Annotated in this window: 25 protein-coding genes and 1 other RNA gene; 13 read left to right on the forward strand and 13 right to left on the reverse strand. The window is 74.2% G+C overall.

Annotated features, from left to right (window positions below):
• Positions 1-7: 7 nt before the first annotated feature.
• From ACF1ED_RS12995 to ACF1ED_RS13005, 3 genes are all read right to left on the reverse strand, one after another.
• Positions 8-1,567: a serine/threonine-protein kinase gene (locus ACF1ED_RS12995; protein ID WP_391759577.1), complete on the reverse strand. Its 1,560-nt coding sequence runs from the start codon at positions 1,565-1,567 to the stop codon at positions 8-10.
• A 137-nt stretch (positions 1,568-1,704) separates the two neighbouring features.
• Complete coding sequence (locus ACF1ED_RS13000; RefSeq protein WP_391759579.1) at positions 1,705-2,058, reverse strand: hypothetical protein; 354 nt, start codon at positions 2,056-2,058, stop codon at positions 1,705-1,707.
• A 16-nt stretch (positions 2,059-2,074) separates the two neighbouring features.
• Positions 2,075-3,331, reverse strand: coding sequence for a multiprotein-bridging factor 1 family protein (locus tag ACF1ED_RS13005; protein ID WP_391759581.1), 1,257 nt, complete (start codon positions 3,329-3,331; stop codon positions 2,075-2,077).
• Between the two features lie 347 nt (positions 3,332-3,678).
• Here ACF1ED_RS13005 and ACF1ED_RS13010 point away from each other — a divergent pair, with 347 nt between their 5' ends.
• The 5 genes from ACF1ED_RS13010 (at position 3,679) to ACF1ED_RS13030 (ending at position 6,661) form a co-directional block, all read left to right on the forward strand.
• Positions 3,679-3,885, forward strand: coding sequence for a hypothetical protein (locus ACF1ED_RS13010; protein ID WP_391759583.1), 207 nt, complete (start codon positions 3,679-3,681; stop codon positions 3,883-3,885).
• 79 nt (positions 3,886-3,964) lie between these two features.
• On the forward strand, positions 3,965-4,225 hold the full coding sequence (gene tgmA / locus ACF1ED_RS13015; RefSeq protein ID WP_391759585.1) for a putative ATP-grasp-modified RiPP: 261 nt from the start codon (positions 3,965-3,967) through the stop codon (positions 4,223-4,225).
• Between the two features lie 5 nt (positions 4,226-4,230).
• Positions 4,231-5,190 (forward strand): ATP-grasp ribosomal peptide maturase, encoded by a 960-nt coding sequence (tgmB, locus tag ACF1ED_RS13020; RefSeq protein ID WP_391759776.1) that lies wholly within the window; start codon positions 4,231-4,233, stop codon positions 5,188-5,190.
• Positions 5,187-6,350 carry an ATP-grasp peptide maturase system methyltransferase gene (tgmC, locus tag ACF1ED_RS13025; protein WP_391759587.1) on the forward strand — a complete coding sequence of 388 codons (1,164 nt, stop codon included), beginning with the start codon at positions 5,187-5,189 and terminating at the stop codon, positions 6,348-6,350. Before tgmB ends, tgmC begins: the two co-directional genes overlap by 4 nt.
• A 17-nt stretch (positions 6,351-6,367) precedes the next feature.
• Positions 6,368-6,661 carry a DUF6087 family protein gene (locus ACF1ED_RS13030; RefSeq protein WP_391759589.1) on the forward strand — a complete coding sequence of 98 codons (294 nt, stop codon included), beginning with the start codon at positions 6,368-6,370 and terminating at the stop codon, positions 6,659-6,661.
• 123 nt (positions 6,662-6,784) lie between these two features.
• Here ACF1ED_RS13030 and rnpB read toward each other — a convergent pair.
• Positions 6,785-7,183: RNase P RNA component class A (rnpB, locus tag ACF1ED_RS13035), an RNA gene on the reverse strand.
• Between the two features lie 78 nt (positions 7,184-7,261).
• Between rnpB and ACF1ED_RS13040 the strand changes: the two genes are divergently transcribed.
• Both ACF1ED_RS13040 and ACF1ED_RS13045 read left to right on the forward strand, forming a co-directional pair.
• Positions 7,262-8,038, forward strand: a complete 777-nt coding sequence (locus ACF1ED_RS13040; protein WP_391759591.1) for a MerR family transcriptional regulator — start codon at positions 7,262-7,264, stop codon at positions 8,036-8,038.
• Complete coding sequence (locus tag ACF1ED_RS13045; protein ID WP_391759593.1) at positions 8,025-8,888, forward strand: hypothetical protein; 864 nt, start codon at positions 8,025-8,027, stop codon at positions 8,886-8,888. The genes ACF1ED_RS13040 and ACF1ED_RS13045 overlap by 14 nt, the downstream gene beginning before the upstream one ends.
• On the opposite strand, the gene ACF1ED_RS13050 is transcribed toward ACF1ED_RS13045, so the two are convergent.
• Positions 8,833-10,281, reverse strand: a complete 1,449-nt coding sequence (locus ACF1ED_RS13050; protein ID WP_391759595.1) for an RNB domain-containing ribonuclease — start codon at positions 10,279-10,281, stop codon at positions 8,833-8,835. The two genes, ACF1ED_RS13045 and ACF1ED_RS13050, sit on opposite strands and share 56 nt — an antisense overlap.
• Positions 10,282-10,690: 409 nt before the next feature.
• Here ACF1ED_RS13050 and yaaA point away from each other — a divergent pair, with 409 nt between their 5' ends.
• Positions 10,691-11,458, forward strand: a complete 768-nt coding sequence (gene yaaA / locus ACF1ED_RS13055) for a peroxide stress protein YaaA (protein ID WP_391759597.1) — start codon at positions 10,691-10,693, stop codon at positions 11,456-11,458.
• Positions 11,459-11,521: 63 nt separating this feature from the next.
• On the forward strand, positions 11,522-12,172 hold the full coding sequence (eda, locus tag ACF1ED_RS13060; RefSeq protein ID WP_391759599.1) for a bifunctional 4-hydroxy-2-oxoglutarate aldolase/2-dehydro-3-deoxy-phosphogluconate aldolase: 651 nt from the start codon (positions 11,522-11,524) through the stop codon (positions 12,170-12,172).
• On the opposite strand, the gene ACF1ED_RS13065 is transcribed toward eda, so the two are convergent.
• The 5 genes from ACF1ED_RS13065 to ACF1ED_RS13085 all read right to left on the reverse strand — a co-directional run bounded on the left by ACF1ED_RS13065 (position 12,156) and on the right by ACF1ED_RS13085 (position 17,059).
• Entirely contained in the window at positions 12,156-12,959 is an 804-nt protein-coding gene (locus tag ACF1ED_RS13065; protein WP_391759601.1) for a GNAT family N-acetyltransferase, read from the reverse strand. The two genes, eda and ACF1ED_RS13065, sit on opposite strands and share 17 nt — an antisense overlap.
• Before the next feature lie 51 nt (positions 12,960-13,010).
• Positions 13,011-14,396, reverse strand: coding sequence for a bifunctional RNase H/acid phosphatase (locus ACF1ED_RS13070; protein WP_391759603.1), 1,386 nt, complete (start codon positions 14,394-14,396; stop codon positions 13,011-13,013).
• Positions 14,396-15,139 (reverse strand): zinc ribbon domain-containing protein, encoded by a 744-nt coding sequence (locus tag ACF1ED_RS13075; RefSeq protein WP_391759778.1) that lies wholly within the window; start codon positions 15,137-15,139, stop codon positions 14,396-14,398. Before ACF1ED_RS13075 ends, ACF1ED_RS13070 begins: the two co-directional genes overlap by 1 nt.
• Positions 15,136-15,954, reverse strand: coding sequence for a Nif3-like dinuclear metal center hexameric protein (locus tag ACF1ED_RS13080; protein WP_391759605.1), 819 nt, complete (start codon positions 15,952-15,954; stop codon positions 15,136-15,138). Before ACF1ED_RS13080 ends, ACF1ED_RS13075 begins: the two co-directional genes overlap by 4 nt.
• A gap of 67 nt (positions 15,955-16,021) precedes the next feature.
• A complete protein-coding gene (locus ACF1ED_RS13085) occupies positions 16,022-17,059 on the reverse strand; it encodes an ABC transporter substrate-binding protein (protein ID WP_391759607.1) in 1,038 nt (345 codons plus the stop codon).
• A 240-nt stretch (positions 17,060-17,299) separates the two neighbouring features.
• Between ACF1ED_RS13085 and ACF1ED_RS13090 the strand changes: the two genes are divergently transcribed.
• Together ACF1ED_RS13090 and ACF1ED_RS13095 are read left to right on the forward strand one after the other, a co-directional pair.
• On the forward strand, positions 17,300-18,490 hold the full coding sequence (locus tag ACF1ED_RS13090) for a hypothetical protein (protein ID WP_391759609.1): 1,191 nt from the start codon (positions 17,300-17,302) through the stop codon (positions 18,488-18,490).
• Positions 18,491-18,544: 54 nt separating this feature from the next.
• The gene (locus tag ACF1ED_RS13095) at positions 18,545-18,688 is read left to right on the forward strand and encodes a hypothetical protein (RefSeq protein WP_391759611.1); all 144 of its coding nucleotides are present in this window, start codon (positions 18,545-18,547) and stop codon (positions 18,686-18,688) included.
• An 84-nt stretch (positions 18,689-18,772) separates the two neighbouring features.
• On the opposite strand, the gene ACF1ED_RS13100 is transcribed toward ACF1ED_RS13095, so the two are convergent.
• The 3 genes from ACF1ED_RS13100 to ACF1ED_RS13110 all read right to left on the reverse strand — a co-directional run bounded on the left by ACF1ED_RS13100 (position 18,773) and on the right by ACF1ED_RS13110 (position 21,784).
• The gene (locus ACF1ED_RS13100) at positions 18,773-19,717 is read right to left on the reverse strand and encodes a 3-oxoacyl-ACP reductase (protein WP_391759613.1); all 945 of its coding nucleotides are present in this window, start codon (positions 19,715-19,717) and stop codon (positions 18,773-18,775) included.
• A 76-nt stretch (positions 19,718-19,793) separates the two neighbouring features.
• Positions 19,794-20,870, reverse strand: a complete 1,077-nt coding sequence (locus tag ACF1ED_RS13105) for a Zn-dependent alcohol dehydrogenase (protein WP_391759615.1) — start codon at positions 20,868-20,870, stop codon at positions 19,794-19,796.
• A gap of 59 nt (positions 20,871-20,929) precedes the next feature.
• The gene (locus ACF1ED_RS13110; protein ID WP_391759617.1) at positions 20,930-21,784 is read right to left on the reverse strand and encodes a MaoC/PaaZ C-terminal domain-containing protein; all 855 of its coding nucleotides are present in this window, start codon (positions 21,782-21,784) and stop codon (positions 20,930-20,932) included.
• A 294-nt stretch (positions 21,785-22,078) separates the two neighbouring features.
• On the opposite strand from ACF1ED_RS13110, the gene ACF1ED_RS13115 reads away from it, so the two are divergent.
• Positions 22,079-23,074 carry an ATP-binding cassette domain-containing protein gene (locus tag ACF1ED_RS13115; RefSeq protein WP_391759619.1) on the forward strand — a complete coding sequence of 332 codons (996 nt, stop codon included), beginning with the start codon at positions 22,079-22,081 and terminating at the stop codon, positions 23,072-23,074.
• On the forward strand, positions 23,071-23,811 hold the full coding sequence (locus ACF1ED_RS13120; protein ID WP_391759621.1) for an ABC transporter permease: 741 nt from the start codon (positions 23,071-23,073) through the stop codon (positions 23,809-23,811). Before ACF1ED_RS13115 ends, ACF1ED_RS13120 begins: the two co-directional genes overlap by 4 nt.
• Positions 23,812-23,822: the final 11 nt, after the last annotated feature.

The raw sequence follows: 23,822 nt of genomic DNA on the forward strand, positions 1-23,822 counted from the left end.
GGGCGGGTCAGCGCCCGCCGGCCGCCGCCGCACCCCGGGGATCGCCCATGAAGCCGTCGCAGGCCAGGACGGAGTAGTGGACGAGCGTCACCGTGTAGGGGCCCCGGAACAGCTCAGGGTCCGTCTCCTCGTACCGCTCCGGCAGCTCGGCGGCCGACGCCTCCTTCAGGACCTCGGGCCAGCGGAAGGACCAGCTGCTCCGGCCGGCCGGGACCTTCAGCGAGACGATCGCCTCCCCGCCGGGCGGCTTCAGGAGGACGACGGGACCCCCGAAGTCGCCGATCTGCTCGGGGTCGAGGGTGACCGTGACGACCGCCCGGGTGGGATAGCCGTGCCGGTACCCCCCGGCGGCCACCGAGAGGTCGAAGCCCGGGGTCCTGGTGTCCACGCGCAGCCCCTCGTCCAGCGCGCAGCGCCGGGTGTCGGGGTCGTAGTGGAGCGACTCGACCAGGGTCCAGTTGCGGGGGTCGATGCCTCCCGGGGGCTCCGACGGGGTGTCGACCGGCGTCGGGGTGCTCCACGTCCCGGCCCCGGAGGCCTCCGGGGCCGGGTCGGCAGGCGCGGCCCGCCCGGGTGAGAACCACACCCCGGCGGCGGCTCCGGCGACCAGCAGGAGGACGGCCGAGGCGCCGAGCACGGCCCGGTTCCCGGCGCGGCCGGGGCGCGCGGGAGCGGCCTCGGTGACCTCGCCGGCCTTCGCCCTCCTCAGCCGCGGCCGGGGCGACCGCCGGAAGGCCGCGGCAGTCTCCTTGTGCCCGTAGGACCGCAGGGTGGTCAGGTGGGCGAGGACGTCGCTCAGGGGCGGCCGCTCCTGCGGGTCCTTCCGCATACAGGCGGCGATGAGCTCCCGCAGCTCCTCGGGCACGTCCGTGAGCCGGGGTTCCTCGTGGACCACGTGGTACTGCGCGGTGACGGGCGTGACGCCACGGAAGGCGTGGTCGCCGGAGGCGGCGAAGGTCAGGACGGCGCCGAGGGCGAAGACGTCGGAGGCGGCGCTGACCGGCAGTCCCTGCACCTGCTCCGGGGAGAAGTAGCCGGGCGTGCCGAGGACCGCGCCGGACTGGGTGGCGTGGCTGAAGTCCGTGGCGTAGGCGAGGCCGAAGTCGATGATCTTGGGCCCGCCGCCGGCGAGCAGCACGTTCGCCGGCTTGAGGTCCCGGTGGACGAGCCCGGCCCGGTGGATGGAGGCCAGCCCGAAGGAGAGCCCGAGCCCCATCTCGACCGCCTCGGCCGACCCCAGGGGCCCGTGCAGCCGCACGTGGTCGCGGAGCGAGAGCCCCTCCACGTACTCGGTGGCGAGCCAGGGCTCACGCGCCCGCGTGTCGAACCCGACCACCCGCACGGTGTACGGGCTCCGCACCGAGCCGGCCGCCGCGGCCTCCCGGGTGAACCGCCGCCGGAAGCCGTCCTCCTGCGCGTACTCGCTCCTGATCGTCTTGACGGCGACGTGCCCGTCCCGCCCGTCCTGGGTGGCGAGGTAGACGGTCCCCATCCCCCCGCTCCCCAGCCGCGCGACCAGCCGGAACGACCCGATCTCCGTCGGGTCGCCGTCCCCCAGATCCCACACGTCCCCCACCCTCCTCCGGCGCACGCAGACGATAGCGCCCCACCCAAACCCGGCGCGGCAAGGGCCGGTTGCCAGGAAGGAAGAACCGCGCACGAGCATGCGAAAGGGCCCCGCGGGGACGTCGCCGCTCCTGAGATTCAGACGGTCCCCTCGATGCGTTCGAAGATGTCCGCGTCCGTCTCCCGCTGCCAGACCGGCAGGTCGGACCAGTCGGCGACATATCCGGGCTTCGGGTCCTCGAAGTGCCTGAACATCTGGGCGGTCCAGCAGATCGCGACGAATCGGCCCTTCTGCTCGCGGGTGAGCCGGGCCGCGTGCCCGCCGCTGACCTCGATGAAGTCGCGCACCTGCCGGCAGACGGCAGCGGCGGCCTCGCGCTCCCATTCGGGCGTCTCGTCCCACGGCGTGACGTAGCCGGGCTTCGGCTCGCCGGGGTAGTGCTTGTTCACACCGTCGATCCACGCCTCGCGGAAGATCCGGCCGTCATTCATGCGCGTGTCCCTCTCGTCATGCGGTGCGCGGAAGCGCCGCGATTCGGTGATCAAGGGTCGAGACTCGGTCATCGGCCATGAGCGGGGCAAGACGTCCCCGAAGCCCGTCCAGCTTCTTGCCGATGAATCCCGAATTCGACCGGTCGGCCAGGCCGAGTGCCTGCTCCGCGTAGTGCACCACCTGGTCGACGTCCCGCCTGTGCGCCCCGAGCACGGCGAGATCGCTCAGAACGGCAGCGCGGCGACGCAGGGACAGGGGTTGGGCAAGGGCTGCGGTGAGCGCTTCCTCGGCGAGATCGGGGCGGCCCAGTTGGAGGTAGCAGGCCCCTCTCTCCTCTGCCAGGCGGGAGCCGTCGAAGCGGAGCCAGCCGCCGTTGTGGGAGTGAGCGCCTTCGAGGGCGTGCACTTTCTCGGCTTCGTCCAGAGCCCGCTTGCAGGCGTCGAGATCACCCACGGCCGCGTACGCCTGCGCCTGGACGGCCGCGACCCAGTGACGGGTGGAGAGAGTGTCGTCGCCCCGCCGGGCGATGCGGAAAGCTGCCGCCAGCAGGGGTTGGGCAGCGTGCGCGCGGCGCGCGTACAGCTCGACGTACGCGTGGCGGGTCATGGCACAGGCCCACAGGTCGTGGTCGCCACCGGTGTAGGCCGCGTTGGCGGCCAGCGTGTAGCACTGCGCGGCGTCGGTGTACCGGTTGGCGTCGAAGAACAGCTCACCGACGAGCTGGTAGACGTCGGCCGTCATCCGGCACAGTCGGAACCGGTCCACAGCAGTACGGGTCTCGGTCAACCCCTTCGCCACCACATCGAGTTGCGCGCGCACCGCAGGGAAGACGACCTGCTTGGAGTCCGACAGCGCGTAGACCTGCCAGAGGCTGCGGTGCAGGGCGTCCCCTGTCTCCAAGAGCGTCGACACTGCCCGCCCTCGGCCGGTCTCACCGGGGCCGGGAAGAGCGACCAGCGCACCCGTAACGGCGAGCAGACCCAGGACTTCGCGGCGCTTCATGTCGTCATCATCACCATGGAGGAGGGGTGGAACAGCGGAGAGCCCGGCCGGCTCGGCCGGCTGTTCGTCGGAGAGAAGGGCTTCCAGCTCGGGGAGGGTCACTCCCAACAGCCCTGCGATCTTCGGCCGTTGATGAGGACGCGGGGTGGCGCGACCGCTTTCCCAACGGACCACGGTGGACGCGGCCACCGAGAGCGCTTCTGCGAATTCCTCCTGAGAGTAACCCCGGGCCGCGCGCCGTTCCGCAAAGTGCCTTCGCCTCGACGTCATAGGTCTCCCCTCGCGAGAACCCTTTCACGCACTCGTACCCACCACGCGCCAACGCCTGGAAAACGCCCGGGTATTGCGCGAGGTCCGCTCTGGGAGAAGGTAACGGATCGTCGTTGACTGGTCACACGCCGCTCTGAGGTCGAAGGACCCTCCGGGCGGCTCCCCACGGAGAGGAGCGACCGAGTGACGACCTCCGGACCGCCCCGCAGGAACCCTGGCGCCAGTGGCCGCACGTACACGCCGCCGGAGCCCCGGCCGGGTGCGCCGAGCCGGGCTCTTCGGGTGCGAGCGGCCGGCGGCTGGGAGAAGTTCATGCGCCGCGTCGAGGCCCGGCAGGAGCCGGAGGAGTGAACCCCGTCGGTTCCGACGGCCACGAGCACCACCCGCTCCTGGACACGCTTGTCCGTGACATCGCCTCGTGTGGGGAGGGCGTGCTCGTCGCCGTCACACACGAGCTCCACAGCCACGGCACGGTCCGCATTGCGCACATCCGGCCCGCGTCCGGAGTCGAGTGGACGACCGCGGCCGACAACATCCAGGCCGCTCGCCCCTGAGCCGCGGCCCACAGATGGCCGTCCGCGCCCCCTGGCGCAGACGCATTCCCGCACCACACCCTTCAACACAAGGAGTCTCATGACCACCTCTGTTGCACTCCCCTCCCCCACACGCCCGTGGGGTGCGGGCCGACTCGCGCCCTACCCGGCGGTCATCCGCCGACCCCACGCCACGGTCACCATCGACCCCACGACGCAGCTCGGGGTGTTCCGCGACCGCGTCGGGCAGGTGGTCGAGAGGGGCAAGCACGGCACCAGCTCCGGCACCGAGACCTCCACGACGACGAACTCGGACTCCCGGAACGACCAGGGTCACGACCAGGACAGCACGCAGGACTGATGACCATGACCGAGGAGAGGCCGGTTCTGGTGGCCACCGAGGCGGACGACGTCACCGCCGACATGGTGATCACCGCACTCAACCGGCGCCATGTGCCGGTGGTCCGGTTCAACCCCGCCGACATCGGCGAAAACCTCACGGTCTCGGCTCGGTTCGGCACCTGCCCGGCCCCGGTGGCCGGGCAGGTGCGCACCCCGTCGAGAACCGCTGACGTGACCCAGGTCCGGTCGGTGTACTGGCGCCGCCCGGAATGGCCCACGTTTCCCCACCTGTCCGCTGACGACTCCCGGTTCGCGGCGGCGCAGGTCCGCTACGGATTGGGGGGCACCCTCTACGCCCTGGGCGGCCCGCTCTGGGTCAACCACCCCCTGCGCGTTGCCGCAGCCGACTACAAGCCCGCGCAGCTCGTTCTCGCCCAGCAACTCGGCTTCACCGTCCCTCCCACCCTTGTCACCAACGACCCGGACGAGGCCCGCGAGTTCGTCCGGGCTCAGGGGCAGGCGATCTTCAAGACGCTGCGATGGACCCCCTACACGCGTGATGGCGTACCGGTGACGGGGTGGGCTGCCCCCGTCGCGCCCGAGGAGATCGACGACAGCGTGCGGGTCGCGCCCCACCTGTTCCAGGCCCGCGTGGACAAGGTCGCCGACGTTCGGGTGCTGCTCGTGGGCCGGCATGTGTTCGCCGTACGCATCGACTCCGGCCTCCTGGACTGGCGCAAGGACTACAGCGCCCTGACCTACACCGTGGAACACCTTCCCGACCGGGTGGCCAAGGGACTGCATGCCTACCTGGACCGGCTGGATCTGGTGTCGGGAAGCTTCGACCTCGCGGTCGACCGGGCGGGGGACTACTGGTGGCTGGAACTGAATCCCAACGGACAGTGGGGGTGGCTGGAGACCGAGACTGGCCTCCCGATGTCCGCTGCCTTCGCCGACCTACTCGCACAGGGAGATCGCCGATGACCGACCCGGCATCCGAGCGACGCCGCATGGCGACCGTTCTCGTGAAGGAAGGGGTCCTGAAATCCCCCTGGCTGCGTGAGGCCGTCGAGTCCGTCCCCCGCGAGCGGTTCCTCCGTCCAGGAGTCTTCCTGGACGAGGGGCTGACCTGGCGGCCCGTCACCGCCACCGACACGAATCCGGACGAGTGGCTGAAGATCGCATACAGCGCAGCCACCCTCACCACCCAGCTCGACGGGCACCTCACCGCCGACCAGGCCGACGGACCCGTCGTGGGCGTGCCCACGTCCTCCTCGACCGACCCGGCCACCGTCGTCGGCATGATCGAGACCCTGGACCTCGCGGCGGGCCACCGGGTCCTGGAGATCGGCACGGGCACGGGCTACTCCACCGCCCTGATGTGCCACTACCTCGGCGAGGACAACGTCACCACGGTCGAGGTCGACGCACAGGTGGCCGCGCGCGCCGATGCCGCTCTCGAAGCCGCCGGCTTCTCGACGTGGACCGTGACGGGCGACGGGCTCCTCGGCCACCCGCACCGGGCACCGTACGACCGGGTCGTCGCCACCTGCGCGGTCCGCCGCATCCCGTACGCGTGGATCAGGCAGACGAGGCCCGGGGGCGTTGTCCTCGGCACGGTCGGCTCGTGGCCGTGGGGAACCGGCCTCGCGAAACTGGCAGTCGGTGAGGACGGCACCGCCGAGGGCTCGATCGTCGGGCGCTCCTCGTTCATGCAGGCACGGGCCCAGGCCGTGGCCCCCGTGGCCGGCGATCTCTCCGCCCGGACCGCGTACGCGGACGGTGAGCGGCGCACGAAGGTGTCTCCTCATGTCCTGGAGGAGTGGATGCCCGCCTTCCTCGCCCAGTTGGCGGCGCCCGGCGCCCAGTTCGTGCGCGCGACGGGCGGTGACGGGTCGCCCTTGCGGTACCTGTTCGATCCGGCGAAGGAGTCGTTCGCCGAGTTCCTCGTCGCCGACCAGAACTGGACCGTCCGCCAAGGTGGTCCGGTGGCCTTGTGGGACGACGTGGAACGTTCCCTCGCCGCCTGGCAGGACGCCGGGGCGCCGGAGATCGACTCCGTACGGCTCCGCGTGACGCCCACGTCCCACCGGTACTGGATCGACGGGACCCCTTCCCTGCGATGGGAGCACCGGATCACCTGACCCACTACGCTCCGGACATGGACGACGAACCGCTCTCCCAGTGGGCCGAGCGTCGCGACGCGAGGATCGGGCAGCTCCGCGCCGTCCCCCTCGTCACCGGCGACGGCCCGAGGGCATCGCATCTGAACCCCGATGCGCCCCGTGCGATCCAGCGGTGGAACGGCCATCTGTGGGAGCCGCACGGCTTCGCGGCGAACCTCGCGGAAGCACGGCGCGTCCTGTTTCCCCACGCCGGAGCCGCCGCCGCTCCTGAGGGGTCACCGAAGCCCGGCCCCGGGACCGGCAGACATCGGAAGCCTCCGGTGCCCTGACGCCGGACCTTTCCGTAGGCACACAGCGCGGAAGGCTCCTCGGCCCGGCCGACGCCCCCGATTCCACGATGGGACGAGAAAAGGCCCCTGACCTGCGGTATCGCAGGTCAGAAGCCTGAGGGGCAGACGAGTCGGGCTGTACGCCGGGTTCTGTGCCCCGGGACCTCGCGGTCGTCGGGGTGACGGCCATCCATCTAGGGCCGGCGTTGCCACCGGCCTCGTGCGGTCTACCCGCGAACTCGGGCGAGCAGCCCTCGATCATTCGCGCAGGGACACCGGGGTGTCCCCTCTTGACCTTGCTCCGGGTGGGGTTTACCTAGCCGCCTGAGTCACCTCAGGCGCTGGTGGTCTCTTACACCACCGTTTCACCCTTACCGTGGGCCGAGGCCCCCGGCGGTCTGTTTTCTGTGGCACTGTCCCGCGGGTCACCCCGGGTGGCCGTTAGCCACCACCCTGCTCTGTGGAGCCCGGACGTTCCTCGGGGAGATCCGGGGATCTCCACGCGGCCGCCCGCCCGGCTCGTCTGCCGTGCCGACCATGCTACCTGGCGGGAGGGCGGGGCTTGACCTTGTCGCGACGTCAGGGTTTCTACTGGGGGGCATGCGCATCGGCGAGATCGCCGCGCTCGTCGGGGTCACTCCCCGGGCGGTGCGGCACTACCACCACCTGGGGCTGCTGCCCGAGCCCGCCCGGCTGGCCAACGGCTACCGGGAGTACGGCATCCGGGACGCGGTGCTGCTCGCCCGCGTGCGGCGGCTGACCGAGCTGGGGCTCGGCCTCGACGAGGTGCGGGACGTGCTGGCCGACGACGCGGGGCGGGAGCTCGTGGAGGTGCTGGAGGAGCTGGACGCCGACCTCGCCCGGCAGGAGGCGCTCGTCCGGGAGCGGCGGGCGCGGCTGGCCGGGCTGCTCGACGCGGCGCGGGCCGGGCGGCTCACCGCCGAGGGGCCCGTGTCGCCGGAGCTGGCCGCGCTGCTCGCGGGGGTCGGCGAGCTGCCGGACTCGCCGATGGCCGTGAAGGACCGGGAGATCCTCGCCCTGCTCGACACCGTCGTGCCCGAGGCGGAGCGCGCCCGGCTGATGGGGCTCATGCACGAGGTCGCGGGCAGCGCCGGGCACGTGTACGGACTGCTCGACGCGCTCGTCGACGCCGGGCCGGACGATCCGCGGGTCGAGGAGGCCGCGCGGGCGCTCGCCGGAGTGCTGCCGGACGGGATCGGCGGCTTCGATCTGCCGGTGGAGGGGGCGGGCGGGCTCGCCGACGTCTTCTTCGCCGATCTCGCCCCGGCCCAGGCGGCGGCCGTGCGGCGGGCGATGGAGCTGGTGGCGGCACGACCGGAACGGGAAGGGGATGGGGATGGGCATGGCGGGGCGTGAGCGGGGGGCGGTGCCGCGGGCGCTGCGGGCGGTCGCCTACGCGGCGCTCCCCGCCGAGCTGGTGCTCTTCGCGCTGCTGCTCGGCGGGGTGCGGATACCGGGGGCGGCGGTGGCCGGCGCGGAGCTGGTCATGGCCGGGCTGCTGGCCGCCGAGGCGGTCGTGTGGGTGCGGCTGCGGCGGCGGGGGCTCTCGCGGCGGGAGGCGCTGGCGGAGCTCGTACCGGAGCGGGTGCTGCGGCTGATCGGGCACGAGCTGAGGCTGATGGCGGCCCTCGGGCGGTGGGTCGCGCGGCGGCCGCACGGGACCGAGGGGGCGGCGGGCGTGTTCCCGCACGCCCGGGACCAGGCCGCCCTCATGTACGGCTTCGCCTTCGTCTGCCTCGTCGAGACCGCCGGCATGTCGTGGCTGCTGGCCGGCCTGCCCGTGGTGCACGCGGTCGTCCTCGTCCTGGACGTCTACACGGTCCTCTTCGTCCTGGGGCTGCACGCCGCCTCCGTGACCCGGCCGCACGTCCTGGGCGACGGGCGGCTGAGGGCCCGGCAGGCAGCCCACGTGGACGTGTCCGTCCCGCTGGACCGGATCGCGGCCGTCCGCCGCGAGAACCGTTTCACCCACGAGAAGAGGGACGGCGAGCTGAACCTCGCGGTCGGGTCGCAGACCTCCGTGACGCTGGAGCTGACCGAACCGGTGGACGTGGTCGGGCTGCTCGGGAAGGTCCGGCGGGTGACGACCGTCCGGCTGCACGCGGACGACCCGAAGGCGCTGTACGGGGCGGTCCGCGACGCCGTCGCCGTCACGCGGGCGCGAACAGCACCTTCGCCCGGCCAGGATCCGCTTCCGACAGCCTGACCCGCAGCCACTCCCCCAGCGGCAGCGCGGCGGTGCCGCCCTCGACCCGGGCGACGATCGCCGGGGCGTCGAGGTGGACGGTGCCGACGGACGGCTCGCGCTCCTTGACGTCGATCACGTACGCGTCGAAGAGTTCCCCGACCCGGCCGGAGAGCAGCGCCGCCTCCACGATGTCGACGCTCTCCCGCTCCACGGTGTTGGCCCGGCGCGAACCGGCCGCCATGGTGTCGGGCAGGCCGGGCAGCGCGGCCCGCGCCCACTCGGGCGGCTCGGTCCCGGCGACCGCCGCCAGGCACAGCTCGGAGGCGTACCGGTCGACGAGCCGGCGCAGCGGCGCCGTGCAGTGGGTGTACTCGTCGGCGACGGCCGCGTGCACCGCCGGCTCGGGCAGCTTCCCGTCGGTGAAGACGGTGTAGCCGGCGCCGCGCAGCAGGGTGGTGCACTCCTGGAGGAAGGCGGCCTGGCGCGGGTCGGTGGGGTCGGCGTTCCTGACCACCTCCGCGTACGGCACGTGGTGCGGCCAGGCGACGCCGAGGGCCTCGGCGGAGCGGCGCAGCCGGGCGACGGCCCCGTCGGGGGCGGTCGGCAGGGTGCGCAGGATGCCGGTGCCGGCGGCGGTCATCAGGTCGGCGGCGGCCATGCCGGTGAGCAGGGAGATCTGGGCGTTCCAGCCCTCGGCGGGGACGGGGGCGCGGTAGGCGAGGGTGTAGGTGTGGTCGCCGGGGACCTCGACGATCTCCTGTTCGGGGACGTCGAGGGAGATCCCGCCGCGTTCGATCTCCCGCTCCTCGCGGAGCCGGCCGATGTCGCGGAGCAGGGCGAGGGGTTCCTCGGCGGTGCCGGAGTCGATCCGCCGCTGGACGGTGGCGTAGTCGAGCTTGGCGCGGCTGCGGACGAGGGCGCGGCGCAGGTCGGTGGCGACCCTGCGGCCCTCGGCGTCGAGGTCGATCCGCCACAGGAGGGCGGGGCGGGGCTCGCCGGGCAGCAGGCTGGCGGCGCCCTCGGAGAGGACCGGCGGGTGGAGGGGGACCTTGCCGTCGGGGAAGTAGAGGGTGAGGACCCGCCGGTGGGCCTCGGCGTCGAGCGGCCCGCCGGGTGCGACGAAGGCGGCGACGTCGGCGATGGCGTAGTGCACGCGGTAGCCGCCGTCGGCCCGCCGGGCCAGGTGCATGGCCTGGTCGAGGTCGGTGGAGGTGGGCGGGTCGATGGTGAGGAAGGGCAGGTCGGTGGCGTCGTACGCGGGGAGGCGGGGGTTCTTCGCGGCCGCCTCGGCCTCGGCGAGCGCGGCGGGCGGGAAGCCCTCGGGCACCGCGAGCTCGGTACGGAGTGCGCGCAGGGCGGCCCGCAGCGGAGCCTCGGCTGCGCCGGTCACGTGAATGTGGCGGCGGGGCATGGAACCGAGCGTAGGGCGGGGGGCGGGACGCGGCACGTCGTGGGCGGGGGGCGGGGGATTGGGGCGCGGCGCGTCGTTCGTGGGATGGGGGGTGGGGGGGCGCGGCACGTCGTTCGTGGGGCGGGGACACCGCACGTCGTGGGGCGGGGTCGAGGACGGAGGCGGGAGCCGGCCGGGCGGGGCGGGCCCGGGCGAACGAGAGGGAGGCGTGAGCCGGGCGGGGCGGGCCCGGGCGGGCCGGGGCCTGGGCGCGGCACATCGGGGGGGCGGAGGCGGACGGGAGCGGCGTGAGCCGAGTGAGACGGGGCGGCGAGGGGCAGGACGGGCCGGCCGGGCTCGGGGCCGGGACCTCGTACGCTGGCTTCCGGGGCCGCATCCCCCTCACCGGTCCGTATGAAGGAGAACCACCGTGCTCGTGCTGCTGCCGCCCTCCGAAGGCAAGGCGCCCTCCGGGTCCGGGGCGCCGCTCAAGCCGGAGTCGCTGTCGCTGCCGGGGCTCGCGGAGGCGCGGGCCGCGGTCCTGGACGAGCTGGTCGAGCTGTGCGCCGCCGACGAGGAGAAGGCGCGCGAGGTGCTGGGCCTGAGCGAGGGGCTGCGCGGCGAGGTCGCCAAGAACGTCGAACTGCGCACGGCGGGCGCCCGGCCGGCCGGGGAGGTCTACACCGGCGTGCTGTACGACGCGCTGGGCCTGGCCACGCTGGACGCGGCGGCCCGCGAGCGCGCGGGTGCCTCGCTGCTGGTCTTCTCCGGACTGTGGGGCGCGGTGCGGGTGACGGACCGGATCCCGTCGTACCGCTGCTCGATGGGGGTGAGGCTGCCGGGGCTCGGCGCGCTGGGCACGCACTGGCGGGGCGCCATGGCCACGGTGCTGCCGGAGGCGGCCGGGGACGGGCTGGTGCTCGACCTGCGCTCGGCGGCGTACGCGACGGCGTGGAGGCCCAGGGGCGAGGTGGCGGCGCGGACGGCGACGGTACGGGTGCTGCACGCGCCGACCCGGAAGGTGGTCAGCCACTTCAACAAGGCGACCAAGGGCCGGATCGTCCGCGCCCTGCTGGAGGCGGGCGCATCCCCCGGCACGCCGGCGGAGCTGGTGGAGGCGCTGCGGGACCTCGGGTACGTCGTGGAGACGGGCGCGAAGGCGGGGGCGCTGGACGTGCTGGTGGACGAGATCCACTGACCGTCCGTTGCGTGCTGCGCAACGGCCATTGCGTGGACTGGTGGTGCCGGTCAGGATGAGCTCATGCCCCGCACCCCCGGTCCCTTCGCGCTCGCCCCGCACGTCCCCGTCGTCCCCGTCGTGGTGGTCGAGGACGCCGCCGACGCCGTGCCGCTGGCGCGGGCCCTGGTGGCGGGCGGCCTGCCGCTGATCGAGATCACCCTGCGCACCCCCGCCGCGCTCGACGCGGTGCGGGCGGTCGCGGCCGAGGTGCCGGAGGCGGTGGTCGGCGCGGGGACGGTGGTCTCGGCGGCCGGTGCCGCCGACGCGGTGCGGGCCGGGGCGCGGTTCCTGGTGAGCCCGGGGTGTTCGGGGCGGCTGCTCGGGGCGCTGCGGGAGTCGGGCGTGCCGTTCCTGCCGGGCGTCTCGACCGCGTCCGAGGCGCTGGCCCTCCTGGAGGAGGGCGTCACGGAGCTGAAGTTCTTCCCGGCCCGGGCGGCGGGCGGCGTCCCGTACCTGAGGTCCCTGGCGGGTCCGCTGCCACAGGCGCGTTTCTGTCCGACGGGCGGTGTCTCGGCCGCCTCCGCCCCCTCCTACCTCGCCCTGCCGAACGTGGCCTGCGTCGGCGGCACCTGGATGCTGCCGCCGGACGCGCTCGCCGCCCGCGACTGGGGCCGGGTGGAGGCCCTGGCGCGGGAGGCGGCGGGGCTGCGGGTGCCTACGCCCGGGGCGTGAAGCGCACTCCGAGGTGGTCGGCCACCGGGCGGTAGCCGAGGCGCCGGTAGAGGGCGTTGCTGGTGGGGTTGGCGAGGTCGGTGAAGAGCAGGACCTGCGCGGCGCCGGAGGCGAGGGCGGCGCGGGTGGCGGCGGTGGTGACGCCGGCGGCGTGGCCCCGGCCGCGCTCGGCGGGCGCGGTGTAGACGAGGTGGACGCGGGCCTGGCCCTCGATGACGCGGGAGACGGCGGCCATCGCCACGGGGCGGCCGTCGGGGGCCTCCCAGACGTGGAGGCGGCCCTCGGCGATCCGCTCGGTGAGGAAGTCCGTGTAGTCGTCCTGCGGTTCGTAGCGGTGGACGGCGGCGAAGTCGGCGGTCCAGTCGCACAGCAGGGGGAGGTCCGCCGTGCCGCCGGGCCGGGAGCGCCCGGCCGGAGCGGGGTCCTGGGGGGTGAGCTCGCCGAGCCGGAAGAGCCGGATGCCCATGGCGGGTTCCCAGGAGAGGCCGGTGGCACCGGCGTACGCCTCCACGGCCGCCGTCTCCCCGCGCAGCGTGGCCGGTTCCGCGCCGTCCGGCAGGACCAGCGCGGCGGCGGCCTCCACGGGCACCGCGCCGAAGGTGAGGGCGGGGGGCGGGGACCCGGCGAGGACGCCGGCCACGGTCCCGTCCGGACCGGTCCACCAGCCGAGGAGCTCAGCGCCGTCCATCATGGTCAGCACGGCGGTGTTGCGGGCCGGATCGGCGGCGAGGTGCGCGCGGGCGGCGGCCCGGAAGGTGGCCGGGTCGGTGGTGAAGTGCCAGGTCATACGGGGATGGTGGTACGGGTCCCCCCGCCGCCGCCACCGGTTTGACGGCTTTCAGCGTCTGAGGTGCGAGGTGTCGTTGAGGAGGCGTACGGACGCGTTGCCGTCGGCGTAGTAGGCGACGGCGGAGAGCGAGGCGGCGGACAGCTCCATCTTGAACAGCGACTCCGGCGGGGCGCCGAGCGCCAGCCTGACCAGGGTCTTGATGGGCGTGACGTGGCTGACGAGGAGGACCGTGCGGCCCGCGTGGGCGGCGGCCAGCCGGTCGCGGGCGGCGGCCACGCGGCGGGCCACGGCGGTGAAGCTCTCGCCGCCGCCGGTCGGGGCGGCCTTCGGGGAGGCGAGCCAGGCGTCCATGTCCGCCGGGTACCGCTCGCGGACCTCGCCGAAGGTGAGGCCCTCCCAGGCGCCGAAGTCGGTCTCGCGCAGCCCCGGTTCGATCACGACGTCGAGCCCGAGGCGGGCGGCGACGGTCTCGGCGGTCTGGCGGCAGCGGGTGAGCGGGGAGCTGACGACGTGCTGGATCGTGCCGCGCGCGGCGAGGGCGTCGGCGACGGCGGCGGCCTGGCGGCGGCCGGCCTCGGACAGCCCGGGGTCGCTCCCGCCGCTGCCCGAGAACCGCTTCTCGGGAGTGAGCGCGGTCTCCCCGTGCCGGAGGAGGACGAAGGTGGCGGGGGCGGCCATGTCCGGCGGGGGGCCCGCGGCGCGGGCGGGGGCGGGACTCGCGGGCGCGGGGCCTGCGGGTGCGGGCTCCGCCGGCGCGGGCTCGGCGGGTACGGGCTCGGCGGCGGGCGGGCCCTGGGGGGCGGTGCCCGGCACCGGGGGCTGTGCCCACCCTCCCCCGGAGGGGGTACCGCCACGCCCTGCGGAACGATCGCCCGCAGCGGGGGCGGCGACGGGGGCGGCACCCGCGCCCGTCAGGGCCGCGCGGGCGCGGGCCGCGCCCGCCGTCGCGTCGCCGGGCGGGCCCGACGGGGGGAGGGCCGCGGCGGCGCGGGCGGCGGAGAGGTCGCGCGGGGCCCACTGCTCGCCGCGCCGGCCCGCGTCCATCGCCTCGTTGGCGAGCCGGTCGGCGTGCTTGTTGCGCTCGCGGGGGATCCACTCGTAGCGGACGCGGTCCCGGGGGAAGGCGCGGGCCGCCTCCGCCGCCAGGGGCTTCATGTCCGGGTGCTTGATCTTCCAGCGGCCGGACATCTGCTCCACGACGAGCTTGGAGTCCATCCTGACCCGGACCGTGGCGTCGGGCGCCAGGTCCAGGGCGGCGCGGAGGCCCGCGATGAGGCCCTTGTACTCGGCGACGTTGTTCGTCGCGACGCCGATGTACTCGGCGGCCTCCGCGAGCGTCTCGCCCGTGGCCGGGTCGAGGACGACGGCGCCGTAGCCGGCGGGCCCGGGGTTGCCCCGGGAGCCGCCGTCCGCCTCGACCACGAGCTCGCGCATTACAGGCCGGACTCCGCCGTCCGGACCAGGATCCGGCGGCAGTTCTCGCAGCGCAGGACCGTGTCCTTCGCGGCGGCCCGGACCTCGTTCAGCTCGGTGATGTTGAGCTCGATGTGGCAGCCCTCGCACTTGCGCTGGTAGAGGCGGGCCGCGCCGACGCCGCCCTGCTGCTCGCGGAGCTTGTCGTACAGCTTGAGGAGGTCCGCCGGGACGGTGCCGGCGACGACCTCGCGCTCCTTGGCGACGGTGGCGGCCTCCTCGTCGAGACCGGCCTGGGCCGTGTCCCGGCGGCCGGTGGCGTCGTCGACCTTGGCCTGGACGGCCTCGGTGCGCCCGGTCAGCTCGCTGACGCGCTCCTGGGCGGACTCGCGGCGCTCCATGACCTCCAGGACGACCTCCTCCAGGTCGCCCTGGCGCTTGGCGAGCGAGGTGATCTCGCGCTGGAGGTTCTCCAGGTCCTTCGGGGAGGAGACGGCGCCGGAGTCGAGCCGCTGCTGGTCGCGGGCGGCGCGCTGGCGGACCTGGTCGACGTCCTGCTCGGCCTTGGTCTGCTCGCGGGCGCAGTCGCTCTCCTCGGTCTGCGCGGCGACGAGCAGGGCGCGCAGCTGGGTGAGGTCCTTGGTCAGCGCCTCGATCTCCGCGTGCTCCGGCAGCGCCTTGCGCTTGTGGGCGAGCTGCTGGAGGCGGACGTCCAGGGCCTGGACGTCGAGGAGGCGGATCTGGTCGGCGGGCGCGGCGTTCAGTTGGGGGCTCCAGGAGAGGTGTGGTGGGAGGACCAGGGGTCGGTGACCGTCGTCGAGACGTGGACGCGGAGGTCCCAGCCGTGACGGTCGGAGATCGTGTCGAGCTGGGCGGCGGCCAGCTCGCACCAGGGCCGTTCGGTGGCCCAGTGGGCGGCGTCGACGAGGCCGAGCGGTGAGTGCTGGGTGGCCTCGGAGACGGGGTGGTGGCGCAGGTCCGCGGTGAGGAAGGCGTCCACCCCGGCGGCGCGCACGGCGTCGAAGAGGCTGTCGCCGGAGCCGCCGCTGACGGCGACGCGGCGGACGGTCATGTCCGGGTCGCCGGCGACCCGGACGCCCTGCGCGGTCGCGGGGAGCCGCTTCGCGGCGCGGGCGGCGAACTCGGCGAGGGTCTCGGGGTGGTCGAGCTCGCAGATCCGGCCGAGGCCGTTCTCGGGGACGAGGGGTCCGGTGACGCGCAGGCCGAGGGCGCCGGCCAGGGCGTCGGAGACGCCGGGGTCGGCGGTGTCGGCGTTGGTGTGCGCGACGTGCAGGGCGATGTCGTGCTTGATCAGGGTGTGCACGACGCGGCCCTTGAAGTGGCCGGCCGCGACCGTCGTGGTCCCCCGCAGGTAGAGGGGGTGGTGGGTGACGATCAGGTCGGCGCCGAGGGCGACGGCCTCGTCCGCGGTCTCCTGGACGGGGTCGACGGCGAAGAGCACGCGGCCGATCTCCGCGTCGGGATCGCCGCAGACGGTGCCGACGGCGTCCCACGACTCGGCCCGCTCGGGCGGCCAGAGGGCGTCGAGCTCGGCGATGACTTCAGAGAGACGGGGCACGGAGGAAAGGCTACCTGTCCTCCGTGCCCCGCCGTCCTGGCCCGTGGGCGACCCGGGGGCCGGGCCGCTACTTCTTCACCAGGTCGGCGCGCAGGTCGTCGAGGACGCTGTTCGCCGCGGTGACGCCGAGGCCGAGGTACCAGGTCTCGTCCGGGACGTCCTTGGCCCGGCCGGCCTTGACGGCCTCCAGGTTCTTCCAGAGGGGGTTGCCCTGGGCGGCGTCCTTCTTGGTCGCCTTGGCGTCGCCGTAGACGCCGGTGAAGATCCAGTCGGCGTCGGCCTGGTCGATCTTCTCGGGGCTGATCTCGGCGGCCAGCTCGTCGATCTGCTGGTTCTTCGGCCGGGGCAGGCCGGCGTCCTCCAGGATGGTGCCGATGAACGACGCCTTCGCGTAGAGGCGGATCTTGCCCGGGAGGTAGCGGACCATCGAGATGGTCGGCTTGTTCGTGCCGACGTCGGTGCCGAGCTGCTCGGCCTTGGCCTCGTACGCGCCGAGCTTCTCCTTCGCCTCGGCGGTCTTGTCGAGCGCGGCGGCGTTGAGGAGGTAGTTCTCCTTCCAGGTGAAGCCCGGGCGGATGGAGAAGACGGTCGGCGCGATCTTCGACAGCTCGTCGTACTTGTCGGCGGCGCGCAGCTGGCTGCCGAGGATGAGGTCGGGCTGGAGGTTGGCGATGGCCTCCAGGTTGAGGTTGTTGATGGTGCCGACCGACTTGGGGCTGCCGGCGTCCTTGGCGAGGTAGCCGGGGATGCCGTCGTCGCCCTCGGAGGGGGCGTAGCCGACGGGCTGGACGCCGAGCGAGACGACGTTGTCGAGCTCGCCGACGTCGAGGACGACGACCCGCTTCGGGGCGGCCTTGAGCTCGCTCTTGCCCATCGCGTGGGTGAGGGTGCGGGGGAACTGGCCCGGCGCGGCGTCGGTGCCCAGGGCGGCGGTCTTGGCGGCGGCGTCGCCGAAGTCCTTGCCGCCGGTGGCGACGTCCTTCTTCTTCGCCGTGTCCTCCTTCTTGGAGGCGTCGGACGAGTCGTCGCCGCCTCCGCAGGCCGCGAGGGAGAGCGCGGCGGCGAGGGCGACGACGGCGGCGGTGCCGCGGCGGCGGAGGGACATCGGGAGGGCTCCTCTTCGATGGCGGACGGCGGGGTGGAGCGGTGGTGCGGGGTTCCGCGGCGGAGCCACAGGATCCGCTTAGGTTCGCCTTACCTTACGTACCTCTGGTCCCGTCAGCACAACCGCCCCCCTCCGCTCAATCGAACCGGCGCACCGCCACCCTTATGTGTGAAGTGGGCGGGGTCGTGTTGTTCGGCTGGAAGTGCGAAAACTAGCTTCGTGGCCGGAGGTGACGAGTCGATGACAGCGTGTGCCATCGAGACCACGGCCGAGGACGGCGACCACGAGGGGACGGCCGTCAGCCCCCCGGCGGGCTTCGCGATCACGGCGAACGGCGCGTACGCGGCCAGGCTCGCGGGTTCCGGGGACGCCCTGTACGCGGAGCGCTGGACCCTCGACGGGCCGGAGCCGTACGCCGTGCCGCTCCCCCTGGACCAGCCGGAGGAGCCGGACGCGCAGCTGCTGCCGCTCGCCGACGGGCGGGTCCTGGTGTGCCGCCGGGTGGACGGGCGGCGGCACACCTTCTCGCTGCTCTACCCGACCGGCCCCGGCACCGGTGAGCTGCGGCTCGGTTCGGTGGAGGCCCCCGGCCCGGGGCCGGTGGAGCTGCTGCCGCCGTCCCCGGACGGCATCTGCGCCTACGCGCGTCACATCGGCCCGGAGTCCACCACGCTCTGGCTGGTGGCGGGCGGCGCCTTCGGCCCGGAACGGGTCGCGGAGCTCCCGGGCCGCTGCGCGGGCGGGGTCTGGCTCGACCGTACGGGCCGGATACTGGCCCTGGACCGGCGGCTCGGCGACGGGCCGGTGAAGACGGTGGCGGTGGACCTGGAGCGGGGCGGCGAGGTGTCTCCGCTGCTCCAGATCACCGAGGCGAGCGACGACCGGCTGCTGCTCGCGGACCCGGACAGCGGGCTGCTGCTGATCCGCTCGGACGCGCCGTCGCCGGGGCACGAGCGGCTGGGCTGGGGGGTGCTGGGGAGCCTGCTGCCGGTGCGGTTCCCGGACTGCCTGCGGCTGGACGACGCGGCGGTGACGCCCTTCGCGGTCCAGCCGGGACAGGTGCTGATGCCGGAGAGCTGCGGGGTCGCGCTGCGGATCGACGCGGCGGCCGGCAGCTGGGTGGGGCTGTGGCGGCCCTCGGGGCGGCGGATGCACCAGGTGGCGGCGCCGCCCGGGTGGGTGGCGGGGGCCGGGGCGTGGTCGCCGGAGGGCGTGCTGCGGCTGCCGTGTTCGACTCAGGAGCTGCCGTGCGCGCTGGCCGGCCTCTCGGTGCCGGAGGAGCCCGGTCCGGTGCCGGAGGAGCCCGGGCCGGAGCCGGGCCCTGGCCCCGAAGGACACGCCGGCGACGGAGACGGGGACGCGCGGCCGCGCGCGTGCCGGCCGGTGCCGCTCCAGCAGGCGCCCCTGACCGACCGTAAACCCGCTGGTTAGACTCACCGCCGCAACACGGCACAGCACGAGCAAGTCAACGGGGTGAGTACGACCATGGCGGACGACAGCACGGAGACGGCGCAGGAGTCGCAGCAGTCGCGGAACACGGGTGCCGGACGGCACCGCGGCCCGGCCGCGCCGGCGGAGGAGCCCTCCTCCGCCCCGCACGGCCGGCACCGGCGCGAGGGCGACGGCTAGACCGGACCGCGCGCACGGGGCGAAGGGCCCCGGGGGATCCGCTCCCCCGGGGCCCTTCGCCGTCCCCGCCCCCGGGGCCGGGGATCAGCCCTTCTTCAGGCCCAGCACCTCGGCGGCCGCGAAGGTCTCGTTCGGCGGGCGCTCGGCGAAGTACGGGGTGAGCAGCCCGTCGAGCTCCTCGAAGCCGAAGACCTCCTTGGCGGTGTCGAACTTGGCCGCCACCCGGGGCCGTTCGACGACCGCGACCATCCCGCCGTGGACGACGAGCAGCTGTCCGTTGACCCGGGCGGCGGCCGGGGAGGCGAGGTAGCCGACCAGCGGCGCCACGTGCTCGGGCGACAGCGGGTCGAGCCCGTCCTCGGCGGCCGGCTCGGCGAAGCCGGCGAAGACGTCCTCCGTCATGCGGGTGCGGGCGCGCGGGCAGATGGCGTTGACGGTCACGCCGTACCGGGCGAGGGCGAGCGCCGACGAGGTGGTCAGGCCGACGATCCCGCCCTTGGCGGCGGCGTAGTTGGGCTGTCCGGCGGAGCCGGCCAGGAACGCCTCGGAGGAGGTGTTGACGATCCGGCCGTAGACGCCGCTCTCCCCCGCCTTGGACCGGCCGCGCCAGTGCGCGGCCGCGAAGCGGGTGGTGTTGAAGTGGCCCTTGAGGTGGACGCGGACGACCGAGTCCCACTCGTCCTCGCTCATCGAGAAGACCATCCGGTCGCGCAGGATGCCCGCGTTGTTGACCAGGACGTCGAGCTTGCCGAACTCGGCGACGGCCAGGTCGACCAGGGCCCGCGCGGTCTCGAAGTCGGAGATGTCGCCGAGGTGGGCGACGGCCCGGCCGCCGGCGGCGGTGATCTCGGCGGCCACCTCCTCGGCGGGGGTGGCCGACGCCTCCCCGGAGCCGTCCCGGCCGGGCTGTCCGTAGTCGTTGACGACGACGGCGGCGCCGAGCCGGGCCAGTTCGAGCGCCTCGGCGCGGCCGAGCCCGCGCCCGGCGCCGGTGACGATCGCGCTGAGCCCCTCAAGAGGCAGTGACATGACGGGGGTCCTCTCAGATCTCGGTGCGGGGACGGCAGGTCTCGGTGCGGGGACGGCAGGTCTCGGTGCGGGTGCGTCAGATCTCGACGCAGGTGCGCAGGGAGGTGCCGGTCCGCATCTGTTCCAGGGCCTCGTTGACGTTCGCCAGCGGGACCCGGTGGGTGATCAGCGACTCCAGGTCGATGCGGCCGGCCCGCCAGAGCGCGATGGCCCGCTCGTAGGACCGGAGCACGTCCCCGCCGCCGTACATGGAGGGCAGGATCCGCTTCTCGTCGAAGAACAGCTCGAACATGTTGAGCTGGAGGTTGTCGTCCATGGCACCGGCGCCGACGACGCAGAGGGTGCCGCCGCGGCGGGTCGTCTCGTAGGCGGTGCGCGCGGTGGCGGACTTGCCGACGACCTCGAAGACGTAGTCGAAGCCCTCTCCGGCGGTGATCCGCTGCTTGGCGTCGGCCAGGGCCTCGGGGGCGACGGCCTCGGTGGCGCCGAAGCGGAGGGCGGCCTCGCGGCGGGACTCGACGGGGTCGACGGCGACGATCTGGGCGGCGCCCTGGAGCCGGGCGCCCTGGATGGCGGAGACGCCGACGCCGCCGCAGCCGATGACGGCGACCGAGGAACCCGCCTCCACCTTGGCGGTGTTGATGGCGGCGCCGAGGCCGGTGGTCACGCCGCAGCCGATGAGGGCGGCGATGTCGAAGGGCACGTCGTCCGGGATGGGGACGGCGCAGCCGGCGTCGACGACGACCTCCTCGGTGAAGGTGCCGGTGCCGGCGAAGCCGAAGACGTCCCCGCCGGGGCGCTTGAAGTTGGGGGTGCCGGCGTTCATGAAGCCGGCGAGACAGAGCTGGGTCTGGCCGCGCCTGCAGGCGGCGCAGGCGCCGCAGGCGGGCAGCCAGCAGAGCAGGACCCGCTGTCCGGCGCTCAGTCCGGTGACGCCGTCGCCGACGTCGAGGATCTCGCCGGCGCCCTCGTGGCCGGGGATGAAGGGCGCGGGCTGCGGCAGGACGCCGCTCATGGCGGAGACGTCGGAGTGGCACAGGCCGGTGGCCCGCACCCGGATCCGCACCCTGCCCGGGCCGAAGCCCACCGCCTCGACGTCGTCGAGGACCTCCAGTTTGTCCTGGCCGATCTCGTGCAGTACGGCTGCGCGCATGGTGCGGCTCCCTCCGGGACGGGGCGGGTGGGGTCGGGTCGGGTCGGACCCGGCCGGGTCTACGAGTGTTCGACGAGGGTGTCGGCGAGGACCGGCGCGTCGTCGCGCTCCACGGCCGTCACCGCCACCTGGACGCGGCCGTCCCCGGCCCACATCCGGACGCGCAGGGTCTCGCCGGGGAAGACGATCCCGGCGAAGCGGGTGCGGTAGGCGCGGACCCGGGTGACGTCGCCGCCGAGCACCGTGTCCACCACCGCCTTGAGGGTCATGCCGTACGAGCACAGGCCGTGCAGGATCGGGCGGTCGAAGCCGGCCAGCGCGGCGAACTCGGGGTCGGCGTGGAGCGGGTTCCAGTCGCCGGAGAGGCGGTAGAGCAGGGCCTGCTCCTCGCGGATCGGGCGCTCGACGGTCTTGTCCGGTTCGCGTGCGGGGAGCTCCAGGCGCTCGGAGGGGCCGCGGTCGCCGCCCCAGCCGCCCTCGCCGCGGACGAAGATCTGGGCGTCGGAGGTCCACAGCGGGCCCTCGTCGTCGGCGGCCTCGGAGCGCAGCACGAGGATCGCGGCCTTGCCCTTGTCGTAGACGGCGGCGACGCGAGAGGTGGAGACGGCCCGGCCGCCGGTGGGCAGCGGGCGGTGGAGGGTGACCGACTGGCCGCCGTGGAGGACGGCGGCGAGGTCGATGTCGATGCCGGGGGCGGACAGTCCGCCGACGACCCCCATGCCGGCGCCGGCGACGGTGGCGAAGCTGGGCAGCACGTGGAGCCGGGATTCGAGGGTGTAGCGCAGCTCGGCCGGGTCGGTGGCGGGGCTGCCCGCGCCGAGGCCGAGGTGGTAGAGCTGGACGTCCTTGTGGTCCCAGGCGATCTCGGCGCTGCGGGGTTCGGCGGCGAGGGCCTCGGCGGGGTCAATGGGCATCGACTTGCTGCTCCTTGGAGGTCCTTGGAGTGGAAGACCTCGGCGCGACCGTCCGCACCGTCGGTCACGCCGAGGCCGTGCGGGAACCGTTCCGTACGCGTCGATGTAGAACGCGTTCCAGTTCGGTGTCCCCCATGTATAGCGGAGGGGCGGGGCGTTGGGAACCCTCGTACGCCACACTCCTGACGGTACGTCAGTTCAGGCGAAGTCCGCTGCCACCCAGGACATTTGTCACCGTCAGGCCGGTACGCCGCGGCCTGCCGGGGCGGGCTCCCCGCTCCGTACCTTCGGGGCATGACGAAGGAACCCGCGGCCGTCTTCGAAACGGTCACCAAGGCGTACGGCTCCGTCCGCGCGGCCGACGGCCTGGACCTCACGGTCCGGCGCGGCGAGACGGTGGCCCTGCTGGGGCGCAACGGCGCCGGGAAGTCGACCGCGCTCCACCTGCTCCTCGGCCTCGACACCCCCGACAGCGGCCGGGTCGCGCTCTTCGGCGGGGAGCCGGACCGGGCCGTCGCCTCGGGCCGGGTCGGGGCGATGCTCCAGGAGGGCCGCCCGGTCCCCCGCGTCACCGTCCGCGAGCTGGTCGGCTTCGTCGCCTCCGCCTACCCGGCGCCGATGCCGCTCGCCGACGCCCTCTCCCTCGCCGGGCTCACCGCCCTCGCCGACCGCCGGATCGACCGCCTCTCCGGCGGCCAGGCCCAGCGGGTCCGGTTCGCCGTCGCGCTGGCGGGCCATCCGGAGCTGATCGTCCTGGACGAGCCGACCTCCGCCCTCGACGTCGAGGCGCGCGGCGAGTTCTGGGCGGCGATGCGGGGCTACGCCCGGCGGGGCAACACCGTCCTGTTCTCCACCCACTACCTGGAGGAGGCCGACTCCTTCGCCGACCGGATCGTCGTCGTCGACGCCGGCCGGATCGTCGCCGACGGCACGGCCGAGGAGCTGAAGCGGTCGGCCGGCGGGGCGCTCGTCGCCGTCGACCTGGGCGGCGCCCCCGCGGCCTTCCTCGCCGGACTGCCCGGGGTGACGGCGGTGGAGCTCCGCGGCGACCGCGCCCGGCTCCGCACCGACGACCCCGACGCGACCGTGCGGGCCCTGGCCGCGCGGGACGCGATCCGGGGCGTGGAGGTCGCCCCGCTCACCCTGAACGACGCCTTCCTCACCCTCACCCGGGCCCGCGACGCCCACCGGGCGCAGGACACCGCACACCCCGCCGCGCAGGACACCGCACACCCCGCCGCGCAGGACACCGCGCACGCCACCGCACCGGAAAGGGAGCCGATCCGATGAGCACCGCGCTCTCCACCACGACCGCCTACGCCCGCCTGGAGATCCGCCGGACCCTGCGCGACCAGGGGTTCGTCATCTCCACCCTCGGCGTCCCCGTGATGATGTACCTGCTCTTCACCAACCTCAGCGGGCAGGACGACCCCGCCTACCGGACGGCCGCCATGGTGGGCATGGCCGCGTACGGCGCGCTCGGCGCGGCCCTCTCGCTCGGCGGCGGGGTCGCCGAGGACAAGTCCAACGGCTGGCTGCGCCAGCTGCGGATCACCCCGATGACCCCGCGCCGGGTGGTCACCGGGCGGGCCCTGACCGGCGCGGTGGTGGTGCTGCCGTCGATCGCGGCGGTGCTGCTGGCCGGCGGCCTGGTCAACGGCGTGCGGATGCCGCCGCTCCAGTGGGTGGCGGTGGCGCTCGCGCTCTGGCTGGGCTCGCTGCCCTTCACCCTGCTCGGCCTGGGCAACGGCTACCGGCTCACGCCGCAGGCGACCGGCGCGGTGAACGTGGCGTGCAACCTCGGGCTCGCCGTCGTCGGCGGCCTGTGGTTCCCGGTGGAGCTCTTCCCGCGCTGGCTGGCGTCCGTCGCCTCCTGGACCCCGACGTACCGCTTCGCCGAGGCGGCCCGGGCGCTCGCCGAGGGGCGGGTGCCGGGGACGGCGGCCATGGTGCCGCTGGCCGGCTGGGCGGTCCTCTTCGGGACGTACGCGGCGGTCTCGTACCGTCGTTCCGCACGGACGGTCTGACAGGGGTGGTC

The sequence above is a fragment of the Streptomyces sp. NPDC014656 genome, assembly GCF_043084305.1.
Lineage (GTDB): Bacteria > Actinomycetota > Actinomycetes > Streptomycetales > Streptomycetaceae > Streptomyces.

Excerpts from the sequence above, each read along its gene's own strand:
- ACF1ED_RS13100 (WP_391759613.1), bottom strand. The coding sequence starts at position 19,717 with ATGTCACTGCCTCTTGAGGGGCTCAGCGCGATCGTCACCGGCGCCGGG.
- ACF1ED_RS13085 (WP_391759607.1), bottom strand. The coding sequence starts at position 17,059 with ATGTCCCTCCGCCGCCGCGGCACCGCCGCCGTCGTCGCCCTCGCCGCC.
- ACF1ED_RS13115 (WP_391759619.1), top strand. The coding sequence starts at position 22,079 with ATGACGAAGGAACCCGCGGCCGTCTTCGAAACGGTCACCAAGGCGTAC.
- tgmA (WP_391759585.1), top strand. The coding sequence starts at position 3,965 with ATGACCACCTCTGTTGCACTCCCCTCCCCCACACGCCCGTGGGGTGCG.
- tgmC (WP_391759587.1), top strand. The coding sequence starts at position 5,187 with ATGACCGACCCGGCATCCGAGCGACGCCGCATGGCGACCGTTCTCGTG.
- ACF1ED_RS13050 (WP_391759595.1), bottom strand. The coding sequence starts at position 10,281 with ATGCCCCGCCGCCACATTCACGTGACCGGCGCAGCCGAGGCTCCGCTG.
- ACF1ED_RS13105 (WP_391759615.1), bottom strand. The coding sequence starts at position 20,870 with ATGCGCGCAGCCGTACTGCACGAGATCGGCCAGGACAAACTGGAGGTC.
- ACF1ED_RS13090 (WP_391759609.1), top strand. The coding sequence starts at position 17,300 with ATGACAGCGTGTGCCATCGAGACCACGGCCGAGGACGGCGACCACGAG.
- ACF1ED_RS13030 (WP_391759589.1), top strand. The coding sequence starts at position 6,368 with ATGGACGACGAACCGCTCTCCCAGTGGGCCGAGCGTCGCGACGCGAGG.
- ACF1ED_RS13120 (WP_391759621.1), top strand. The coding sequence starts at position 23,071 with ATGAGCACCGCGCTCTCCACCACGACCGCCTACGCCCGCCTGGAGATC.
- ACF1ED_RS13110 (WP_391759617.1), bottom strand. The coding sequence starts at position 21,784 with ATGCCCATTGACCCCGCCGAGGCCCTCGCCGCCGAACCCCGCAGCGCC.
- ACF1ED_RS13040 (WP_391759591.1), top strand. The coding sequence starts at position 7,262 with ATGCGCATCGGCGAGATCGCCGCGCTCGTCGGGGTCACTCCCCGGGCG.
- eda (WP_391759599.1), top strand. The coding sequence starts at position 11,522 with ATGCCCCGCACCCCCGGTCCCTTCGCGCTCGCCCCGCACGTCCCCGTC.
- ACF1ED_RS13000 (WP_391759579.1), bottom strand. The coding sequence starts at position 2,058 with ATGAATGACGGCCGGATCTTCCGCGAGGCGTGGATCGACGGTGTGAAC.
- ACF1ED_RS13070 (WP_391759603.1), bottom strand. The coding sequence starts at position 14,396 with ATGCGCGAGCTCGTGGTCGAGGCGGACGGCGGCTCCCGGGGCAACCCC.
- ACF1ED_RS13065 (WP_391759601.1), bottom strand. The coding sequence starts at position 12,959 with ATGACCTGGCACTTCACCACCGACCCGGCCACCTTCCGGGCCGCCGCC.
- ACF1ED_RS13095 (WP_391759611.1), top strand. The coding sequence starts at position 18,545 with ATGGCGGACGACAGCACGGAGACGGCGCAGGAGTCGCAGCAGTCGCGG.
- ACF1ED_RS13045 (WP_391759593.1), top strand. The coding sequence starts at position 8,025 with ATGGCGGGGCGTGAGCGGGGGGCGGTGCCGCGGGCGCTGCGGGCGGTC.
- tgmB (WP_391759776.1), top strand. The coding sequence starts at position 4,231 with ATGACCGAGGAGAGGCCGGTTCTGGTGGCCACCGAGGCGGACGACGTC.
- ACF1ED_RS13005 (WP_391759581.1), bottom strand. The coding sequence starts at position 3,331 with ATGACGTCGAGGCGAAGGCACTTTGCGGAACGGCGCGCGGCCCGGGGT.